20 protein-coding genes are annotated in these 19,249 nt (G+C 58.8%); 14 read left to right on the top strand and 6 right to left on the bottom strand.

What is annotated here, in order from left to right:
- Positions 1–62: 62 nt before the first annotated feature.
- A complete protein-coding gene (locus ACFQUU_RS14915) occupies positions 63–1,073 on the top strand; it encodes an NAD(P)H-dependent glycerol-3-phosphate dehydrogenase (RefSeq protein WP_382248427.1) in 1,011 nt (336 codons plus the stop codon).
- 33 nt (positions 1,074–1,106) lie between these two features.
- On the opposite strand, the gene ACFQUU_RS14910 is transcribed toward ACFQUU_RS14915, so the two are convergent.
- Complete coding sequence (locus ACFQUU_RS14910; protein WP_382248425.1) at positions 1,107–1,463, bottom strand: cupin domain-containing protein; 357 nt, start codon at positions 1,461–1,463, stop codon at positions 1,107–1,109.
- A gap of 731 nt (positions 1,464–2,194) precedes the next feature.
- Between ACFQUU_RS14910 and gspG the strand changes: the two genes are divergently transcribed.
- From gspG to ACFQUU_RS14850, 12 genes are all read left to right on the top strand, one after another.
- The gene (gspG, locus tag ACFQUU_RS14905; RefSeq protein ID WP_057290909.1) at positions 2,195–2,659 is read left to right on the top strand and encodes a type II secretion system major pseudopilin GspG; all 465 of its coding nucleotides are present in this window, start codon (positions 2,195–2,197) and stop codon (positions 2,657–2,659) included.
- A gap of 20 nt (positions 2,660–2,679) precedes the next feature.
- Complete coding sequence (locus tag ACFQUU_RS14900) at positions 2,680–3,168, top strand: GspH/FimT family pseudopilin (protein ID WP_382248422.1); 489 nt, start codon at positions 2,680–2,682, stop codon at positions 3,166–3,168.
- Position 3,169: 1 nt separating this feature from the next.
- Positions 3,170–3,565 (top strand): type II secretion system minor pseudopilin GspI, encoded by a 396-nt coding sequence (gene gspI, locus ACFQUU_RS14895; protein ID WP_382248420.1) that lies wholly within the window; start codon positions 3,170–3,172, stop codon positions 3,563–3,565.
- Positions 3,562–4,236 (top strand): prepilin-type N-terminal cleavage/methylation domain-containing protein, encoded by a 675-nt coding sequence (locus ACFQUU_RS14890; RefSeq protein WP_382248418.1) that lies wholly within the window; start codon positions 3,562–3,564, stop codon positions 4,234–4,236. The genes gspI and ACFQUU_RS14890 overlap by 4 nt, the downstream gene beginning before the upstream one ends.
- Positions 4,233–5,255 (top strand): type II secretion system minor pseudopilin GspK, encoded by a 1,023-nt coding sequence (gene gspK / locus ACFQUU_RS14885; protein ID WP_382248416.1) that lies wholly within the window; start codon positions 4,233–4,235, stop codon positions 5,253–5,255. The genes ACFQUU_RS14890 and gspK overlap by 4 nt, the downstream gene beginning before the upstream one ends.
- Positions 5,256–5,274: 19 nt before the next feature.
- Positions 5,275–6,525 (top strand): type II secretion system protein GspL, encoded by a 1,251-nt coding sequence (gspL, locus tag ACFQUU_RS14880; RefSeq protein ID WP_382248414.1) that lies wholly within the window; start codon positions 5,275–5,277, stop codon positions 6,523–6,525.
- Positions 6,522–7,049 carry a type II secretion system protein GspM gene (gene gspM, locus ACFQUU_RS14875; protein WP_382248412.1) on the top strand — a complete coding sequence of 176 codons (528 nt, stop codon included), beginning with the start codon at positions 6,522–6,524 and terminating at the stop codon, positions 7,047–7,049. Before gspL ends, gspM begins: the two co-directional genes overlap by 4 nt.
- A 45-nt stretch (positions 7,050–7,094) precedes the next feature.
- On the top strand, positions 7,095–7,868 hold the full coding sequence (locus ACFQUU_RS14870) for a type II secretion system protein N (protein ID WP_382248410.1): 774 nt from the start codon (positions 7,095–7,097) through the stop codon (positions 7,866–7,868).
- A complete protein-coding gene (gene gspD, locus ACFQUU_RS14865; RefSeq protein ID WP_382248408.1) occupies positions 7,865–10,111 on the top strand; it encodes a type II secretion system secretin GspD in 2,247 nt (748 codons plus the stop codon). Before ACFQUU_RS14870 ends, gspD begins: the two co-directional genes overlap by 4 nt.
- Before the next feature lie 16 nt (positions 10,112–10,127).
- Positions 10,128–11,567, top strand: a complete 1,440-nt coding sequence (gene gspE / locus ACFQUU_RS14860) for a type II secretion system ATPase GspE (RefSeq protein ID WP_382248406.1) — start codon at positions 10,128–10,130, stop codon at positions 11,565–11,567.
- Positions 11,568–11,625: 58 nt separating this feature from the next.
- Positions 11,626–12,846, top strand: a complete 1,221-nt coding sequence (gspF, locus tag ACFQUU_RS14855; RefSeq protein WP_382248404.1) for a type II secretion system inner membrane protein GspF — start codon at positions 11,626–11,628, stop codon at positions 12,844–12,846.
- 81 nt (positions 12,847–12,927) lie between these two features.
- Positions 12,928–13,800, top strand: coding sequence for a type II secretion system protein N (locus ACFQUU_RS14850; RefSeq protein ID WP_382248402.1), 873 nt, complete (start codon positions 12,928–12,930; stop codon positions 13,798–13,800).
- Between the two features lie 274 nt (positions 13,801–14,074).
- Here the strand turns inward: ACFQUU_RS14850 and ACFQUU_RS14845 are convergent, their stop codons facing one another.
- The 5 genes from ACFQUU_RS14845 to dksA all read right to left on the bottom strand — a co-directional run bounded on the left by ACFQUU_RS14845 (position 14,075) and on the right by dksA (position 18,739).
- A complete protein-coding gene (locus tag ACFQUU_RS14845; RefSeq protein WP_382248400.1) occupies positions 14,075–14,272 on the bottom strand; it encodes a hypothetical protein in 198 nt (65 codons plus the stop codon).
- 17 nt (positions 14,273–14,289) lie between these two features.
- Entirely contained in the window at positions 14,290–15,639 is a 1,350-nt protein-coding gene (gene hslU / locus ACFQUU_RS14840) for an ATP-dependent protease ATPase subunit HslU (protein WP_382248398.1), read from the bottom strand.
- A 33-nt stretch (positions 15,640–15,672) separates the two neighbouring features.
- A complete protein-coding gene (hslV, locus tag ACFQUU_RS14835) occupies positions 15,673–16,209 on the bottom strand; it encodes an ATP-dependent protease subunit HslV (RefSeq protein WP_057290876.1) in 537 nt (178 codons plus the stop codon).
- 211 nt (positions 16,210–16,420) lie between these two features.
- A complete protein-coding gene (locus ACFQUU_RS14830; protein WP_382248396.1) occupies positions 16,421–17,878 on the bottom strand; it encodes a hypothetical protein in 1,458 nt (485 codons plus the stop codon).
- Positions 17,879–18,253: 375 nt separating this feature from the next.
- The gene (gene dksA, locus ACFQUU_RS14825) at positions 18,254–18,739 is read right to left on the bottom strand and encodes an RNA polymerase-binding protein DksA (RefSeq protein WP_082584082.1); all 486 of its coding nucleotides are present in this window, start codon (positions 18,737–18,739) and stop codon (positions 18,254–18,256) included.
- Between the two features lie 37 nt (positions 18,740–18,776).
- Between dksA and ACFQUU_RS14820 the strand changes: the two genes are divergently transcribed.
- The gene (locus tag ACFQUU_RS14820; RefSeq protein WP_382248393.1) at positions 18,777–19,223 is read left to right on the top strand and encodes a hypothetical protein; all 447 of its coding nucleotides are present in this window, start codon (positions 18,777–18,779) and stop codon (positions 19,221–19,223) included.
- The last annotated feature ends 26 nt before the right edge of the window (positions 19,224–19,249 follow it).

The raw sequence follows: 19,249 nt of genomic DNA, 5'->3' as shown, positions 1-19,249 counted from the left end.
ACTGCAATGTCAGTGTTTATCGTTCCCATTTCCGCCATCGCAGCACACACAACAAGAACAACATGAACATCAGCATATTCGGCGCAGGCGCCTGGGGCACGGCGCTCGCCATCGCGCTTGCCGATCATCATGACGTCGTACTCTGGGGACGAGACCAGCAAGCGATGCAGGATGCGGCCGCCAAACGTGAGAATACGCTTTACCTGCCGGGCTTTCCTTTGCCGGACACCTTGCGTATCGCAGATGATTTCGAGCAGGCGGTCACCCATGTCACGGGCAGTGCAGGGAGTGTCGAGAGCCTGCTGATCGTCGCTTCTGCGGTGGCGGGACTGCGGCCATTGGCGCAACGCCTGCAGGCCCATCCCATACCCAATATCGTCTGGCTGTGCAAGGGTTTTGAGGAAAGCTCGCGCTTGCTGCCGCATCAGGTCGTACATGAAGTACTCGGTCAAGGCATTCCGCATGGCGCGCTATCCGGTCCATCCTTTGCGCAGGAAGTGGCACATGGAATGCCATGCGCGCTGACCATCGCGTCACACACGCCTGCATTGCGCGACACTGTGGTCAATGCCGTGCATGGTCGTTCAATTCGTGTGTATTCGACGGACGATCTTGTCGGGGTGGAAGTCGGTGGCGCGGTCAAGAATATTCTGGCCATCGCGACAGGCGTGGTTGACGGCCTCGGCCTCGGATTGAATGCACGCGCCGCGCTGATTACGCGAGGTCTGGCGGAGATCACTCGACTCGGCATGGCGCTGGGCGGACGTGCCGAAACTTTCATGGGACTTGCCGGTGTCGGCGACCTGATCCTGACCTGCACCGGCGACCTGTCGCGTAACCGCAGGGTGGGGCTGGGACTCGCAGAAGGCAAGGATCTCGACACCATCGTGACCGAACTCGGCCATGTGGCGGAAGGGGTGCGCTGCGCGCAGGCGGTGCGCGCGCTGGCTGCCGATCATGGCGTGGACATGCCGATCAGCAATGCCGTAGCCGCAGTCCTGTTCGATGGCGATTCACCGCGTGACATGGTGCACCGCCTGTTGTCGCGCGATCCGCGCGGCGAAGCGCTTTAACTTTCAATACCATCACCATAGACGGCGGCAAGCTTACATGCCGCCATCGCCCTTGCTGTCATCACCTTTGCGCAGCATTGTCATCAGAACCGACGCATTGTCGACCGCATTGATCGCATAAGGCGTTTTTCCCTGCAGGTAAATCAGCTGTCCTGGCCGAAGCTGCTGCTTTTTGCCTTGCGCCTGCAGTTCCACGATTCCCTCCAGGCACTGCAGCGTCAACTCGCCTTCAACCATGTGCTCAGGAATCGATTTGCCCTTTGGCAGCACCAGACGCATCACTTCGAAGTCTTCCGTTCGCACCAGTGCAATTGATGCAGAGTCGGTCAGCTTGTCGCCGAGCGGACGAATATCGATCAGCTCGCCGGATGCGGGATGGTACAGGGACATGGGCGCTCTCCTCGTGCGGATGGTTCTTGATGTTATCGAGACTGCATCAGCATCGCGTTTGTTCCTTTGTTGATGCTCATTAATATTAAGTGTGGAGGCAAAGGTAAGGTTGTATCCGCTCCAGCGAAATAACAAACTGCTTTCAGTAATCACGCATGCCTCGGGGTGACGCGCCTATCACAGCAATGTTATGCATTGACAGCGGGCCCCATTGGACAATGGAACTTAACAATGGGACTTAATAATGCTTTCTATACGAGGACTCCGGCGCCGACTTCTCCCGGTTATTCCTTCATCGGCAACTGTCATAAGCGTTAGCTGAGCTTGATATAAGCTTGCTATCGGCTGAAGCGGGGTGGTTCCCTGATCAACAGTCCGGGCCGCAAGTTTTTTTGTATCAATCGGCTTTGGCGGCAAACTATTTGAGATATCTCAAGTCAGAGAAGTCGCTGCACAGGCAATGTGCCGCCTTCCATTCATTAGTATGTGAGCCGAAGGTCAATGCTCTGCATGCGCCAGGGCGATGGGCATTACATAATTACAAAAGCCCTGACTAACGCAGAACGCCGATGGTGCCATGCATCCATGAGGCTACCGGTGTAGTCTTGCCGATTCCAACCCGTGGACCGAAACGACTGCAGCTTGCTTTAGAGTAATAAGGCAGTCAACGGGCAATGGCATACTTCGGCCTTATACTAGTGATTCGTTTGTCAATCATATACATTAACTCTATGCAAAAAAAACTCTCCTTTGCTCCCCGGCGCGCCCTGTCGCGTGCCGCAAGCCGTGGCTTTACCCTGATTGAAATCATGGTAGTGGTTGTCATCATGGGCATTCTCGCCGCACTGGTTGTCCCTAAACTGATGGGACGGGCGGATGATGCGCGTATTACGGCAGCAAGGCAGGATATCGCGACGCTGATGTCGGCACTCAAGCTGTACAAGCTGGACAACCAGCGTTACCCCTCGACCGAACAAGGTTTGCAATCCCTGATCACCAAGCCCAGTAGCGGGCCGGCCGCCAATGGCTGGAAATCCGGCGGTTATATCGACAAACTCCCCAAGGACCCATGGGGCAATCCTTATCAGTACCTGTCCCCAGGCGTGAAGGGCGAGGTCGACGTATTTTCCTACGGCGCTGACGGCCAGCCGGGAGGGAGCGGCAATGATGCCGATGTCGGTTCCTGGGACCTTTGATTCAACGGATTTCAGCCTCAATGAAAACCATCATGCCGCGCGCGTCACGTAATAACGCACGCGGTTTCACCCTGCTGGAATTGCTGGTGGTGCTGGTCATCGCCGGCCTCCTGCTGGGCATGGTGGCCTTCAATGCAATGCCCGGCGAGCGCCAGGTATTGCAAAACGAAGCGCAACGCATCGCTTTGTTGTTGCAGCTCGCGCGCGACGAGGCGATCGTGCGCAATCGGCCTATCGCCTTCGAGGCGGACAACAGCCGTTATCGTTTCCTGATCCGCGATGAAAAACAATGGCAACTGATTCCGCAGGACGATTTGCTGCATGAGCGCGAATTCGCGCGTGCCCCGATCGCGTTGTCCATCGCGCCCGCTATTGAAGCCAATGCAATGCCGCTGCGCATTGTGTTCGGACGCGAACCTGTCGATAAACCTTTCGTGCTGACACTGGCGATGGGCGAAGTGAGCGTTGCCGTACGCGCCGACGGTGTCGGGCACTTTACGGTGGAATGAGATGCGCGCCTCTCGCTCCCTTCGTTCCTCTCATGGCTTTACCCTGCTCGAAGTGCTGGTCGCTCTGGTCATCGTCGGCACTGCGCTGGGCGCAAGCTTGCGCGCCGTCGGCAGCCTCACGCAAAACAGTTCAGGCCTGCGCGCCTCGATGATGGCGACCTGGTCGGCGGAAAACCGTCTATCGACAATCAGGCTGACGCGCGAATATCCCGCCTTCGGCAAGCGCAGTTTCGATTGCACGCAGGGCGACCTCAAGCTGTTGTGCGAAGAGGAAGTGCTGGCCACGCCCAATCCATTTTTCCGCCGTGTCGAAGTCAGCGTCCTCGAAACGGATAACAACCAGCGTCGCCTGATCAAGCTGGCGCAGATTGTTCCTGATCCGAGAAGAACAAAATGACAAAGCGGAACGGGTTCACATTGATCGAACTGCTGGTTGCCATCACGGTGCTGGCCATCGTCGCCGTGCTCGGCTGGCGCGGGCTCGACAGCATCGTGCGTGCACGCCAGGCGCTCAATGCGGACCTGGATCAAACGCGCGGCATGCAGCTGGCGTTTGCGCAGATGCAGAGCGACCTTGGCAGTATCGCGGACCCCAAAAATATTGGAAACCGTTCCGTACTCTCATCGCAGGCGGGCCGCATTACGATCGTGCGCAGTGTATTTGCTGAAAATCAGCCGTCGCGCGTGCAAGTCATTGCCTATCGTATTCGCGATGGCGTGCTGATTCGCAAGGAATCGATTCCGACACGTAGCCTGGTGGAGCTCGATGCGGCATGGCGTGCAATCCTGGCCGATACCGATACTGCACCCATCGTGAGACTAACGACCGATGTGGCCGCCATGCCGATACGTGTCTACATTCCCGCTGGCGGATGGCGGCAGGCGGAAGAAAACGCCAGCACCATCGCGGGAAGTGCGCAACCGAATGCATCTTTGCCTGAGGCTGTGCGAGCACAGTTGGCGCAGGCCGCGACGGCGAACCAGCCGGTCGGACTTGAGGTCACGCTGCAGTTGCGTGAGCGCTCTGCCGGCCTGGTAAAAGTATTCCTGCTGGGGAGTTCCGTATGAGGACCCGGTCACTCAGGCGGCAGCGCGGGGTCGCGGTGATTACGGCGCTGCTGTTGACCACCCTGGCCATCACGATTGTTGCGAGCCTGTTCTGGCAGCAGCAGGTGCAGGTGCGCTCGATAGAAAACCAGCGACTGCAATTGCAGAAGCAGTGGATTCTGCGGGGAGCAATCGATTATGCGCGTGTGATCCTGACGGCCGACACGAGCTTGAACGTTGACAGTTTGGATGATCCTTGGGCGGTACCGTTGGCGGAGACGCGACTGGACGATTATGTGGAAAATGGACGGGCTGATACGGATGTGCCGGACGCGGTGCTGTCAGGCGGCATTGAAGACGCGTATGCCAGGTTTAATCTCATCAAACTGGTCAATGGTAACCAGCCCAATCAGGGGCAGGTAGCAGCATTCAGCCGTTTGCTGACCTCATTGCAAATCGATCCGGGATTGGCGCTGCCAGCTGCCACTACGATTGCAGCTGCATCGAAACCCGCTGTCAGTGCAGGCACAGGCACAGGTACAGGTACAGGAACAGGAACAGGAACAGGAACAGGAACAGGAACAGGCGGAACGTCTACAGTGTCCATTCCTGGCTCGTCACAACAGTTCATGGAGTTCAGGCAAGTCGATGATCTGTTATTCGTTCCCGGTTACACGCCTGAAATACTGGAGAAACTGCGAAAGTTTGTCATTGTGCTTCCAGTAGAAGCGACCGGTATGGCAATCAACATCAATACTGCACCAGCCGAGGTAATTGCGGCAATGTTTGACGGAGTAAATCTTTCAGATGCCAACACCATTGTTGCTTCACGCAAAGGGCGCCCTATTACTTCTCTTAACGACCCGCGTCTCGCACCTTTATCAAAAGATCAGAATGCGTTGAATACCAAAATTCGATTTAACAGTGAATATTTTCTGGTTTATGGCAAAGTACGCCTTAATCGCGCCGGCATGGAGATGCAAACCTTAGTAAAGCGCACCGGCCAAACTGCGCAAGTCATCTGGATACGCGAATTCTAATAAGAAAGAAAAACCTATCTTGAGCACACTGTATATTCGTCTACCTTCGCACGTCTTTGCAGAAAGCCTGCAGCCCGGTATGCCGCTGTACTGCGAGTACGCAATGGCCACTAATGGCGGAGCGCTGGAGCGCGAAGGCATGACCGCCTTGCCCGACATGACGGAACTGGTACGCAAGGCACAGCGCGTCGTGTTGCTGCTTGCGCCCGGAGACGTCACGCTGTTGCGCGTCAAAGTGCCGCCGCTATCACCCGCAAGACTCAAGGCCGCATTGCCTAACCTGGTTGAAGATCAATTGATGAGCGACCCGGAGGAGTGCGTCGTTGTTGCCGACAACACTCGCAGCGACACACGGACTGTCGCCGTGGTGCAGCGTACCTGGCTTGAACTGCTGGCGCGGACCTTTGTCACCATGGGGGCGCGCCGGATAGTCGCCTTGCCTGCCCAACTGTGCCTGCCCTATCAGCGCGACATGGCTAGCGCTGCAGTAGCGGAACATGGCGCGGATATTGACGTTGCAGTGCGACTGTCGGAGCACGAGGGCATTGGTTTGTCTATTGTTGCCGACCAGCCCGAGTCCGCTGCATTCGAAGTGATGCAGTCGCTGGCAATGATGGTGCCGAACGGTGCGGTCACCCTGTATGTGCCGCAAGCCCGGGTACGCGATTACCAGGAATCGCTGAATATCGCGCCGACGCTCAATGAGCGCATTACTTTGCACGCAGATAACTGGCCACGCTGGATTGGTGCTGCCGATAAAGTACAGGTCGATCTGATGACGGGGCTGGGCGCGTCAACCGGTCCTAAATTTGACTGGTCTCGCTGGCGCTGGCCGATGGCGTTGGCCATCGCTTTGCTTGCGGTAAATATTATTGGCCTGAACGTTGATTGGGTGCGCATGAAGCGCGAGGCCGAATTCTTGCGTAACAGCATGGTACAGACCTACAAATCGGCGTTTCCAAAAGACACGGTGGTCATCGATCCGCTTGCGCAAGTGCGCCAAAAGCTTGCGGCTGGCCAGCGGCAGTCCGGGCAGCTCGCACCGGATGATTTCGTCGCTTTGGCGGCGCAGTTTGGCGAGGCATGGACGAATATCGGGCAGAGCCCCGACGCCATTGCCGGACTGGAATACCGGGATCGCAGCCTGACGGTAAAGCTTAAACCGGACGCGAAAATCCCTGCGGATCAATTGACCAGCGCTCTGGCGTCCCGCAATCTTTCCGCAACCCAGCCCAATGCCGGCGTATGGCAAATCAGGAGCGGCAAATGAACGCCACCACAAATGCCCGCACCTCGGGTCTGAAGCAATCTTTCACCGATTTCTGGAGCGCACGCAACAAGCGTGAACGCAATATGCTGACGGCGGCGGCGGTCGTGATTGTCCTTGGCTTGCTATACCTGCTATTGATCGATCCGGCGCTCAGTGGTCGCAGCACTCTGGAGAAAACGCTGCCGGCATTGCGCCAGCAAGCGGCCGAAGTGCAGGCCTTGTCGCGGGAAGCGGCTGCGGCCGGCGGCGCGACAAACGCCAATACGCCGCCGCCGCCACCGATGACACGTGAAAGCCTTGAGGCTTCGCTGACAGGCAAGGGCCTGAAACCGCAAAACCTGACGGTGACCGGCGAACTGGCCAAGCTGCAGCTGAACGGCGTATCCTTCGCAGGCACGGTTGACTGGCTGGCGGAAATGCAGCGCAACGCCCGCATTGCAGTCGTCGATGCAGTGATCGAACCACAGGGCCAGCAAGACACAGTCAACGCGACGCTGACACTGCGCCAGCAAAAACCGGAATAAGCTGGAATAAGCCTAAACAAGCAGCACAAGGGAGAAACAATAAAAGTGCGACGCCTCATGATATGGTTGTTTGCTGCGGTGCTTACCGTGGCGCTGACCGTGGTTGTGTTTTGTCCAGCGTCCTGGATGACGGTGCTGCTGGAGAAGCAGACCGGAGGCCGTCTGACGCTTGGTGATGCACAGGGTACGCTGTGGAACGGCTCGGGCTTTATCGGCGGCGCGCCCAGTGCAGCGGATCCTGTTACGCCGTTGTTGCCAGGAAGATTTTCCTGGCACCTGTCACCGCTGGTCCTGCTGGGACAAGTGGATGTTGCATTGGAGAATGCCGAGTCGCTGGGGCAGCCGGTACGGATCACCGGCAGCTGGAATCAGTGGCAGGTTACGGCCGGTGGTGTCAATCTGCCGGCCGAGCGGCTGGCCGGTCTCGGTGCGCCGCTCAACACGATTCAGCCATCCGGAAGCATGCGGCTGACTTGGACACCGTTGCAGATTACACGGCAGGGCAATGCGGTGGCGGTAAATGGCACGATGAACTTGCAAATGGAGGACATCGCGTCGCGTCTGTCACCGATCAAACCGCTGGGAGCTTACCAATTGATAATGGATTGGCGCGGCCAGCGGGCACAGGTGGGCCTGACAAGTACCAGGGGACCCCTGCTGTTGAGCGGAACCGGCGAGCTGGCTAACGGCAGGTTGCGTTTTTCGGGAAAGGCTGAAGCGGAAGAAGGGCAGGAAGAAAGGCTGGCAAATCTTTTGAATTTGCTGGGACAGCGCCGACGAGTCGGCGATAAAGATGTTATCGCGCTAGAGTTCAAATGAAAAAAAATCGATCAGCAGAAACATTACAAGGTACGGCGCGCATGCGCCGTGTTGGCGCAGCCGCATTGCTGCTGTGTGCAATGGCGGGCATGCCGAACGTGAACGCCCAGGATCCCTCCTCGAACCAGGCGACGCTGAATTTTGTCGGCGCCGATATCGAGTCGGTGGTCAAGGCCATCGGCCATTACACCCGCACTACTTTCATCATCGACCCACGGGTCAAGGGCACGATCAACCTGGTCTCCGAGAAGCCGGTCACCAAGCCGCAAGCATTGCAGATGCTGGGCTCTGCGCTGCGGCTGCAGGGCTTTGCGATGGTGAGCAGCGGCGGCGTCACCAAGGTGGTGCCGGAAGCGGATGCCAAGCTGCAGGCCGGGCCGATACAGGCAGGAGAGGTGCGCGGCGACCAGATCGCGACGCAGATCTTCCGTCTTAACTATGAATCCGCGCCCAACCTGGTGCAGGTGCTGCGCCCGCTGATTTCGCCGAACAACACGATCAACGTCAATCCCGGCAATAACAGCATCGTCATCACCGACTATGCGGACAATCTCAAGCGTCTCGGCCGCATCATCGCCGCGCTCGATTCTCCGGCGGTCGGCGACCTGGATGTGGTGCCTGTCAAATACGCGGTCGCCACCGACATTGCGGTACTCGCCAACCGCTTGCTCGAACAGGGCGGGGCAGTGGCTGGTGGCGATGCGGGACGTGTCACGGTGCTGGCGGATTCCCGGACCAATTCGGTCATCATCCGTGCGCCTTCCGTGGCGCGCGCCAATCTTGCCAAGTCGCTGATCGCCAAGCTCGACCAGCAGACCGCGCAGCCGGGTAATGTCCACGTGGTTTACCTGCGCAATGCCGATGCGGTCCGGCTCGCACAGACCTTGCGTGCAGTGGTCGCGTCCGATCCGTCGGCCCAGGCCAACAATACCGGGGGCGCCCAACAACAACCGCAGCAGCCGCAAGTGACCTCGCCAGGCCAGCAGACCCAGCTTGGACAGGGCGCACTGAACCAGGGCCAGCAGACTCCCGCCGCGTTGCCAACCGGCGGCGCGGGCGGATTCATTCAAGCCGACCCGGCCACCAATGCCTTGATCATTACCGCCAGCGAAGCGGTGTATCGCAATCTGCGTGCAGTGATCGACCAGCTCGATGCACGGCGCGCGCAGATTTACGTGGAATCGCTCATCGTCGAAGTAAGTGCCGACCGCGCGGCCGAGTTTGGCATCCAGTGGGCCGGTTTGTCCGGCGATGCCACCAGCCGGTATCGCGTCGGCGGCGCCACCGGATTCACCACGGCGGGCGGTGGCAACAACCTGATCAGCCAGGCCGTCGCCAATGCGACGACAGGTAACCCACTGCCGCCCGGTAACGGATTGAACCTCGGTATTTTCCGCCAAGTTGGTGGTTCGCTGACGCTGGGCGCACTGGCGCGCGCGCTCGAATCCGAAGGCAACGCCAATATCCTGTCGATGCCGAATCTCATCACGCTGGACAACGAGGAGGCCCGCATCATTGTCGGTCAGAACGTGCCTTTCGTGACCGGTCAGTTCACCACCGCTGCCTCCGGCGGTGCGGCTGGCGTCAATCCGTTCCAGACTATCGAGCGCAAGGACGTTGGCCTGTCGCTGCGCGTGCGTCCGCAAGTATCCGAAGGCGGCACGGTCAAGATGGCGATTTATCAAGAGACCTCGAACATCCAGCCGACCAGCAACGCTTCCGACATCATCACCAACAAGCGCTCAATTGAAACCAACGTGCTGGTCGACGATGGCCAGATCATCGTGCTGGGCGGCCTGATCGAAGATCGTGTTACCGATGGCAACGAACAGGTGCCGGTGCTCGGCGATATTCCGGTGGTTGGCAATCTGTTCAAATATCGCAGCCGTAATGGCCGCAAAACCAACCTGATGGTGTTTCTGAAACCCACGGTCTTGCGCAGTAACGAGCAAAGCATGAGCGTGACCGGCGATCGCTATGAATACATACGGAACGTCCAGGGAAATTCACAGTCCACTGATTCTCTCCTGTTGCGCGACATGACGACGCCCGTTGCACCTCCGCTCCAGAGCGGACGGCCGGTCGGTGGCAGTTTTGTCAATGTTGATCCGAATGCACCGGCGGCGACCACGCCACCCGCGGGCACCGTTGACAACCCACCGCCGCTGGCGCCCGGACCGGCCCCTGCGATACCGCCCGTACCGGATGCGGGAATGCCGCAGCGCACCCCCAACCCCAAATGAAAGTAGGACAGTAGTAATGAGCACAACCCTGACCGACGCCCGCCTTCTCCCGTACGCTTTCGCACGCGATCATGCACTGCTCGCGCGGCGCAGCGAGACGGCCGGCAATGCTGTTGAAGTGTGGGTGTCGGAGGCGACCGTGCCTTCGGCGATCGCCGAGGTCAGCCGCCGTTTCGGCCGGGTCAAGCTGAAGTCGCTTTCGCGCGAAGACCTTGAAACCGCCATTGCCAAAGCGTATGCCGGTTCCGGCAACGATGCCGCGCAAGTGGTCGATGAAGTCGAATCCGACCTCGATCTCGCCAAGCTGATGCTGGACATGCCGGCCATAGAAGACTTGCTGGAATCCGCCGACGACGCGCCGGTGATCCGCATGATCAATGCGCTGCTCACCCAGGCGCTGCGCGAAGAAGCGTCGGATATCCATATCGAACCGTTCGAGCAGGTGTCGGTCGTGCGCTTCCGCGTCGACGGCGCCTTGCGCGACATCGTGCGGCCAAAGAAAGCGATACATGCTTCGCTGATCTCGCGTATCAAGATCATGGCTCAGCTCGACATCGCGGAAAAACGCCTGCCGCAGGACGGACGCATCACCCTGCGCGTCGGCGGCAAACCGGTCGACGTGCGGGTCTCGACATTGCCCACCGGCCACGGCGAACGCGCAGTGCTGCGTCTGCTCGACAAGGAAGGCGGCCGCATGGACCTGAGCCATCTGGGCATGAGTCCAGATGTGCAGCAGCAGTTCGACCACCTGATCAGTCAGCCACACGGCATCGTGCTGGTGACCGGCCCGACCGGTTCCGGTAAAACCACGACGCTGTACGCAGCGCTGACGCGCCTGAACGCGCCAGCCACCAATATCCTCACGGTCGAAGACCCGATTGAGTACGAATTACCCGGCGTCGGCCAGACTCAGGTCAATGCACGTATCGACATGACCTTCGCCAAGGCGTTGCGCGCGATCCTGCGCCAGGATCCGGACATCATCATGATCGGCGAGATCCGCGACCTCGAAACCGCGCAGATTGCGGTGCAGGCTTCGCTCACCGGTCACCTGGTATTGGCCACCCTGCACACCAACGATTCCGCGTCCGCCGTCACCCGTCTGCTCGACATGGGCATTGAACCCTTCCTGCTCTCGTCGTCGCTGCTGGGAGTGGTCGCGCAGCGCCTGGTACGCAAGCTCTGCCCTGTCTGCAAACGCAACGACGGCCACGAGTGGCACGCGGTCGGCTGCGACAAGTGCGGCCATACCGGCTATCAGGGGCGCGTCGGTATCTATGAATTGCTCACCACCACCGACGAAATCCGCAAGCAGATCCATGACCGCGCCTCAGAAGCCGAGATTCGCGTCACCGCCCAGCGCGACGGCATGAAGACCATGCGTGAAGACGGCGAACGCTGGCTGGCCGACGGCACCACCACGCCGGCTGAATTGCTGCGTGTAGCAAAAGAATGAACCTCATGCCGTCCAACGACCGGCATGCACGACTGATTTGATGGAAGCTTGAACCACCATGCCCGCATTTCGCTACGAAGCCGTCGATGCCGCCGGCGCTACCAGGAAAGGCGTTGTCAATGCCGATAGTGCGCGCGCCGCACGATCGGACCTGCGTGCGCAAGGCCTGGTGCCGATCCTGGTCGATGCGATCGCAGCCCAGGTCGATGAACTCGGCCAGGCTCGCAGCCGCGCCTTTGGCGACAAACTTTCGACCACCGAACTGGCCTTGTTCACACGACAGCTGGCCAGCCTGCTGGAAGCCAGCCTGCCTCTGGAACAGGCGTTCACCGCTTTGCTGGAGCAGGCCGAGCGTCCCTATGTGCGTGACCTGATTGCATCGATACGCTCCGAACTCATGGGCGGTTCTTCCCTGTCAGACGCGCTATCCCGCCATCCGCGCGATTTCGCCGACATCTATCGTGCGCTGGTTGCTTCCGGAGAACAGATCGGTCAGCTGTCGCGCGTGCTGTCCCGCCTTGCCGATTACATCGAGCGCCGCAATTCACTGGTGCAAAAGGTCAGGCTGGCGTTCACCTATCCGGCTATCGTTACCGTGGTCGCGTTTGCCATCGTGATCTTCCTGCTTGCCTATGTGGTGCCGCAGATTGTCTCGGTGTTTGCCAATACCAAGCAAAAGCTGCCCTTGCTGACTGTCATCATGCTGGCAATCTCCGATTTTGTGCGCAGCTACGGCTGGATCGTCGCGCTGCTTGCAGTCGGGGGCTTCCTGTTATGGCGGCGTGCACTGAAAAATCCCGACATCAAATTCCGCTGGCACCGGTGGCTGCTGACCGCGCCGCTCTACGGCAAGTTCGAGCGCAGCCTCAATACCGCCCGCTTTGCCAGTACGCTCGCGATTACGACCGGGTCCGGCGTGCCTATCCTGCGTGCGCTGCAGACCAGTCGCGATACCTTGTCGAACGTCGCCATGCGCGAACAGGTGGAAGAGGCCACCACCAGCGTGCGTGAAGGGGTAGGCCTGGCGCGTGCGTTGTCAGCGCACAAGCATTTTCCGCCCATGCTGATCCATATGATCCGTGCCGGCGAAGTGACCGGCGAACTGCCGGCCATGCTGGAGCGCGCATCGAATGCCCAGGAAGCCGATCTGGAGCGCAGGGCGCTGACGATTGCCGGCCTGCTGGAGCCGGCGCTGATTCTGGTGATGGGCGTGGTGGTGTTGTTGATCGTGCTGGCGGTGCTGATGCCGATTATCGAGATCAACCAGCTGGTGCGTTGAAGGCGAAGTCGGAAACACCGGAAGCACCGGTGTGAGGAATTCCGGGAGGAATACAAATATGAAAAAGAATAAAGGATCGAGATGAAGCGCTTGCCGCTCGCTGTGAGCTTCGTATTGTTCGTTTTGTTGTGCGCATCGATTGCGTACTGGGGCATGCAGCTCTTCAAACCACCGCTGCGACCGGTGGCTGCGCCGCCCAAGGCCGCCGCTCCCGAAGTCCGGCCTGACGCCGCCACGGCATTATTTGGTGGCCGTGCCGCACCAACGCAGGCCGCCAGCAATTATCAGCTGCGCGGCGTGGTTTTTTCCGGGAACGCGCGTGACAGCATCGCCATCCTGAGCGCCGATGGAAAGCCGCCGCAAGCGGTACGTGTCGATATGGAGATATTGCCGGGCGTGACCGTCAAGGAAGTTCATCGCGGTTATGTGCTGCTTTCTGACAATGGCACTACCAAGCGCGTCGAGTTGCCGGAAGATGCGAAGAGTGGAGGCGTCACCGCGGCACCGGCTCCTGCAGTGCCGGCCGCGCCCGCCGTGCCAAGTCAGCCGGGCCGCAACTTTCCTCCGCCGGCACGCCCATCGGCAGTTACGCCACAACAACAGCCAGCGGTTCCGAACAACACCGCGCAGCCAGCACGGCCTGCGCCTAATGCCGCTCCTGGGACGCCTCAGGTAGGGATACCCCAACCGGCGGTACCTGCCACCGGTGTGCCTGCGACGCCGGTACCAGGGGCGGCTGGCCAGCCAACTACTGCGCCGCCAACCGTCGTTGTCAACCCGCCTGCGGGTGCGCCACCTGCCACGCCATCCGTGAGCGGCGGTGTGCCGGTTCCGAATGCGCCGCAACTGCCGAATGTACCGAATGCAGTCAACATGGCACCGAGTCCGGCTCCTAGTGGGCCACCAGCAAGCGGCAGCACGGCGCCTGGCGAGCCGCCACTGCAGAGTCGCTAGGACAGATTTCTGCGGACCGTCAATTTGGCAAATGCCGAATTGGTGAGCGGGAAAGCCGATCGGTTTGGCGTGCAGACATTGCACCGGCCAGTTGTCGATCCAATTTTATAAATGAAGTAAGTGCAGAGAAATGGGGTAGCGTGACGATGCCATTTTCGTACGACATCAACACACAGGCATCGACGCATATGCCGCGCTGATGCGGATCAGGGCAGGCTGGATACGGTATGTATGCAGCCTGCCTGCGTCGTGCCAACTCCCAACAATGCAGGCGTTAATCTGCACCGTTCTTGCCAAGCACCTTGCTCAGCAATTTCGCAGCAACCGATCCCCCGGGTTGCTTGCTTTCCGGAGATTGCACCGCTTTTTGTTTAACGCCTGCCACCACCACATTGCGGCCTTTCAGTGGCCGCTGCGATGGCTCGACGCGTATGGTCATCTTTTGACGTTTTGCCAGGGCCTTGTTCGCCATGCCGCAGGACCTTTCCTTTACAGGACGTAGCGCGACAGGTCTTCGTTGACCGCGAGGGCGCCAAGCTTGTCGTCAACATAGGCAGCATCGATGGACACCGTCTTGCCGGACGATTCGCTCGCCGTGAACGACATTTCTTCCAGCAGCTTTTCCATGACCGTGTACAGTCGGCGCGCGCCGATGTTCTCGGTTTTTTCATTGACCGAAAACGCGATTTCGGCCAGACGCTGAATGCCGTCGGGCGTGAACTCGATCTTGACGCCTTCGGTTGCGAGCAACGCTTCGTATTGCCGAGTCAGACAGGCATCGGTACTGGTCAGGATACGCTCGAAGTCGGCGATAGCCAGCGACTCCAGTTCAACACGGATAGGAAAACGCCCCTGAAGCTCCGGAATCAGGTCTGATGGCTTGGCCAGATGGAAGGCGCCCGAAGCGATGAACAGGATGTGATCGGTCCGGATCATGCCGTACTTGGTATTGACAGTCGTGCCTTCGACCAGCGGCAGCAGGTCGCGCTGCACGCCGGCACGCGAGACATCGGCGCCACCGACTTCCGAACGGGTCGCAATCTTGTCGATCTCATCAAGGAAAACGATGCCGTTCTGCTCGACGTTGGCAATGGCCTTCTGCTTGAGTTCGTCTTCATTGACCAGCTTTGCGGCTTCCTCGTCGATCAGGATCTTCATCGCATCCTTGATCTTCATTTTGCGCTTTTTCTTGCGGCCACCGCCAATTCCCGAGAACATCGACTTGATCTGCTCGGTCATTTCTTCCATGCCTGGAGGCGCCATGATTTCCATGTGCGGCGCTGCTTCTGCGACATCGATCTCCACTTCGCGATCATCCAGCGTGCCTTCACGCAGACGCTTGAGGAAAGTCTGGCGGGTGCTGTTGCTACCACCGCCGCTCTCGTTATCGCTCGCGCTTGGGGTGGAGCTGAAGCCGAAATCGCGCGCCGGCGGCACAAGGATATCGAGCACGCGTTCTTCGGCTGCATCCTCGGCACGGGTGCGCACCTTGCGCATTTCCGATTCGCGGGTCTGCTTGATGCCGATGTCGATCAGGTCACGGATGATGGTGTCGACGTCGCGGCCGACATAACCGACTTCGGTAAACTTGGTCGCTTCGATCTTGATGAAGGGGGCATCCGCCAGCTTGGCCAGGCGACGTGCTATCTCGGTCTTGCCCACGCCGGTCGGGCCGATCATCAGAATGTTCTTCGGGGTGATTTCGTGGCGCAGCGGGTCGGCGACCTGCTGGCGACGCCAGCGATTACGCAGGGCGATCGCGACCGCGCGCTTGGCGCGTGACTGGCCGACCACATGCTTGTCGAGTTCGGAAACGATCTCTTGGGGTGTCATGTTCATGATAGGTATTCGCGAAGTGTCGACGTATTTGTATTAGTCGAGAGTTTCGATGGTATGCGACAGGTTGGTATAGATGCAGAGTTCGCCCGCGATGGTCAGCGCTTTCTTCACAATCTCTGCTGGCGGCAGGTCGGTGTTTTCCTGCAGGGCCTTGGCGGCGGACTGCGCGTACACGCCGCCCGAACCAATAGCGCCGATGCCGCTTTCCGGTTCCAGTACATCGCCGTTGCCGGTAATGATCAGGGTTGCTTCACGATCGGCGACCAGCAGCATCGCTTCCAGACGCCGCAGGATGCGGTCGGTACGCCAGTCCTTTGCCAGCTCAACGGAAGCACGCAGCAGGTTGCCCTGATGTTTTTCCAGCTTGGCTTCAAAACGTTCAATCAACGTGAATGCGTCGGCGGTGCCGCCGGCAAACCCCGCCAGGACTTTGCCCTGGTACAGCTTGCGTACCTTGCGGGCCGTGCCTTTCATGACGACGTTGCCAAGAGTCACCTGACCATCACCGCCAAGCGCGACGGTATTGCCGCGTCGCACGGAAAGTATGGTCGTGCCGTGAAATTGTTCCATGCTTGCCTCAAAGGAATCAGAGTCTGTAATTCATCGCAGATGAGGGCGGCACCGGTTAATACAAGTGGTGATCACGGTGCGCCCATGGGCAGAAACCGAACGAAGCCAGACAAAACGACGGTGCACGGCAGCATGCGACACAGTACGGGATAACGAGAAGAAAGAGGCTGGTCGGGCGACAGAGCGGAGCCGTCGCAATTTATATCACGCGTCAGTTCTTGCGCGGGACGATGCGGACGATGTCCTTGAGACCGATCACATTGAGTAGCGCATGCACCAGATGATTGACATGGTGAAATTCCAGCGCCTTGCCATTGCCGCAAAACGGACTGAGTCCCGTGAGCAAGCGCCCTGCCGCATTGAAATCGATCCTGTTCAGGCGTGAGCAGTCGATGATGGCGGGATCATGGTCATCGGAATAACTGGCGATGGCAACGATCAGGTCGTCGATACGTCCTTCGACCACCGGCGGCATCATGAAGCCTTCAGCCTTGGGCGCGGCCGCTGCCAGTTCCGCGGCGGCAGTCGTCACCTTGTTTTGGGGCGCGACGAAGGCCGGCGGCGACACTTCGAAGGTCACGCAATAATCGATACTGATTTCTTCGAATTCCTTTTCGCGGTTCAGCAGGCGCAGCACTTCCAGCAGCAGCAGCCAGGCATCTTCAGTATCGTCACGACGACCGACTTCGACGATGCCACGAATCTTGTCGGCCAGCTCCGGCGCGCCGACCAGGATCAGGTCGTGTCCGGACTTTTGCAGCTTGCGCAAGATACCAAGCAGGAGACCGCAGCCGGTGGCATCCACTTCTGTAACGCGTACGAATTCCAGGCGCAAGGTATGGAAGGTTTCGGCAAGTTTCTGGATGCGCTCGATCTGTTTGACGCAGTTGGCGTCGAGTCGTGCGCTAAAGGGCACCATCGGCGTAGTGCCGGCAGCGCTTGCCGGTGGTGCGTCACGTGACTCCGGACCGCTCCATGCAGGCGGTGAAGTCTCAAACTTGCCAGCGAATTCAATTGCCAGATTTTCAAATTCCTGCTGCTTGCCATTGATCTGATACAGATCCAGCAGCATCAGCCATGCGGTTTGCGTGACGCTGCCGAGATCGTCGGCACCGATGGCGGCGAGCAGCATTTGTTCAACCACGACGGATTGGCCATTGGCGAACATGATGGCGGCTTCTTCGATAACAGCTTCCGCTTCCGATGTGGGAGCGGCGATGTTGCTGACCGCGGTCTGCCCATCAAGAAGGAACTCTGTCGTGCTGCCCATATCCGCGCTCAGCGGTTGCAAGGTCAATGCAGGCTCGGCTGCGGGCCTGTGCGACGTTTCCTTGGAAGGTTTGGCCACATCGGCCTGGTTTCTGGAGGAAGATGGGGTGATTGAATTTGGAGCAGGGGCACCTGGCTTCGCAGGGGACGGGTTGACCTTGGGGCCCTGCGTCGTCGTCACATTGACGAACTCCGAAGACATTTCAGATTCGATCGCATCAATCTTCAGTGCGGTCTGCAGCGCAGTTTGCGCATCCCGCTTGACTGTCGCAGCCTTGGTATTTGCCCGACCTGCATCAGTGACGGATCGGGACGAGGGTTTCTTTGCGCGAGAAGCATCTTTGTCGGCAGGCTTTGCCGGCTGACGATCCTTCTTTCCGAAAAGCGAAAAAATACCCACTGTGTTCCCAGCTCAAAGTTGCAGGCCTTCTTCCGCAATGGGAAAGAAGAAAAATACAATTGTATAAAGGTAACACATCCCTTAGCCCGGTTGTCATGCCAGCGGCCGAAAACATGTTTTTTTGTTACGTTTCTGTGGTTTCCCGTTTGTGCCACGTTTCAACAATGCTCAATTTCTCGGCATGTTGATTTCAATTCCAACGAATAGGAACGGTATGGTTGCGCTCGAACGTAACAAGCATTGCGAAAGGAGCAATCAGCGATGCCTGACGGGGCCTATTTGCTAATGGGCCGGCCCTAAAAGCAAGCAAGCGTACGAGGCTATGCGTCGTACGCTTGCGGCGTGGGAGAAAGGCCGGATGGATCCAGCCCGAACTTAGTCCCCGTACAGCTTCTGTTTGAGCTCGCGGCGCTGTTGCGCTTCCAGTGACAGCGTCGCGGTCGGACGAGCCAGCAGGCGCGGAATGCCGATTGGCTCGCCGGTCTCTTCGCACCAGCCGTATTCACCGGCGTCGATGCTCGCGATGGATTGCTGCACCTTCTTCAGCAGTTTGCGTTCGCGATCACGGGTGCGCAATTCCAGCGCATGTTCTTCTTCGATCGTCGCGCGATCGGCGGGGTCCGGCACCAGGACGGTCTCACGCAGGTGCTCGGTTGTCTCACCGGCGTTTTTCAGCAAGTCTTTTTCAAGCTGCTGCAGGCGCGCCTTGAAGAACGCCAGTTGGGCCTCGTTCATGTAATCCTTCTCACTCATCTGAAGGATCTGCTCTTCGGTCAACAGGGTGCCATCCGGGACGGCGGGGGTCGATTTAGTTGTTTTGGTAGCCACTTCGCTTACTTTCGAAACTGCGGGTTTTTCCATTGTATCTATTAATCCGGCACTTGCATTGTTACCGCTCATGGAAGAGCCGGGCGTCTCTTTGGAACCGACCTTCGTCGCGGCCGCCATAGACGGTCGCTTCGAATTTGTTGCTGCCTTGCTGACTGCCGGGGAGGTCTCCGATGCCAGGGTGGTTCGTGACCTGGCTGATGCTGTTTTCGGTGTCGTCCCCTCGGCATCCATATTCGCGGCTGTTTTTGCAGCAGATTTAACTGTGCTTTTTACCGTGCTTTGGGGGGATTTGGCAATCGATTTTGTTGCCGCCGGGGTATTTTTGCGCGCCGATGCGGGTTTGGGCACTGCACTAGGCATTTTTGCCGCATCGCTGCCAGCCGCTTTTCCGCTGGACGGGGTTCGTGCCTTTGCCGTGGTCTTGGCGGCACTGCGTTTCGTGACAGACCTTGTAACGGTTGCATTCATGGTGCCCTCGCTCAGTGAAACGCCTGACACTCAGTTCCTGGCCTGAAACCATTGTTTGCTGCGTTTGCGGCA

It is taken from the genome of Herbaspirillum sp. GCM10030257 (assembly GCF_042666555.1).
Lineage (GTDB): Bacteria > Pseudomonadota > Gammaproteobacteria > Burkholderiales > Burkholderiaceae_D > Noviherbaspirillum.
This window is presented reverse-complemented; position numbering and strand designations above follow the sequence as displayed.

Excerpts from the sequence above, each read along its gene's own strand:
- ACFQUU_RS14915 (WP_382248427.1), top strand. The coding sequence starts at position 63 with ATGAACATCAGCATATTCGGCGCAGGCGCCTGGGGCACGGCGCTCGCC.
- ACFQUU_RS14910 (WP_382248425.1), bottom strand. The coding sequence starts at position 1,463 with ATGTCCCTGTACCATCCCGCATCCGGCGAGCTGATCGATATTCGTCCG.
- gspG (WP_057290909.1), top strand. The coding sequence starts at position 2,195 with ATGCAAAAAAAACTCTCCTTTGCTCCCCGGCGCGCCCTGTCGCGTGCC.
- ACFQUU_RS14900 (WP_382248422.1), top strand. The coding sequence starts at position 2,680 with ATGAAAACCATCATGCCGCGCGCGTCACGTAATAACGCACGCGGTTTC.
- gspI (WP_382248420.1), top strand. The coding sequence starts at position 3,170 with ATGCGCGCCTCTCGCTCCCTTCGTTCCTCTCATGGCTTTACCCTGCTC.
- ACFQUU_RS14890 (WP_382248418.1), top strand. The coding sequence starts at position 3,562 with ATGACAAAGCGGAACGGGTTCACATTGATCGAACTGCTGGTTGCCATC.
- gspK (WP_382248416.1), top strand. The coding sequence starts at position 4,233 with ATGAGGACCCGGTCACTCAGGCGGCAGCGCGGGGTCGCGGTGATTACG.
- gspM (WP_382248412.1), top strand. The coding sequence starts at position 6,522 with ATGAACGCCACCACAAATGCCCGCACCTCGGGTCTGAAGCAATCTTTC.
- gspD (WP_382248408.1), top strand. The coding sequence starts at position 7,865 with ATGAAAAAAAATCGATCAGCAGAAACATTACAAGGTACGGCGCGCATG.
- gspE (WP_382248406.1), top strand. The coding sequence starts at position 10,128 with ATGAGCACAACCCTGACCGACGCCCGCCTTCTCCCGTACGCTTTCGCA.
- gspF (WP_382248404.1), top strand. The coding sequence starts at position 11,626 with ATGCCCGCATTTCGCTACGAAGCCGTCGATGCCGCCGGCGCTACCAGG.
- ACFQUU_RS14850 (WP_382248402.1), top strand. The coding sequence starts at position 12,928 with ATGAAGCGCTTGCCGCTCGCTGTGAGCTTCGTATTGTTCGTTTTGTTG.
- ACFQUU_RS14845 (WP_382248400.1), bottom strand. The coding sequence starts at position 14,272 with ATGGCGAACAAGGCCCTGGCAAAACGTCAAAAGATGACCATACGCGTC.
- hslU (WP_382248398.1), bottom strand. The coding sequence starts at position 15,639 with ATGAACATGACACCCCAAGAGATCGTTTCCGAACTCGACAAGCATGTG.
- hslV (WP_057290876.1), bottom strand. The coding sequence starts at position 16,209 with ATGGAACAATTTCACGGCACGACCATACTTTCCGTGCGACGCGGCAAT.
- dksA (WP_082584082.1), bottom strand. The coding sequence starts at position 18,739 with ATGGAAAAACCCGCAGTTTCGAAAGTAAGCGAAGTGGCTACCAAAACA.
- ACFQUU_RS14820 (WP_382248393.1), top strand. The coding sequence starts at position 18,777 with ATGGAAGAGCCGGGCGTCTCTTTGGAACCGACCTTCGTCGCGGCCGCC.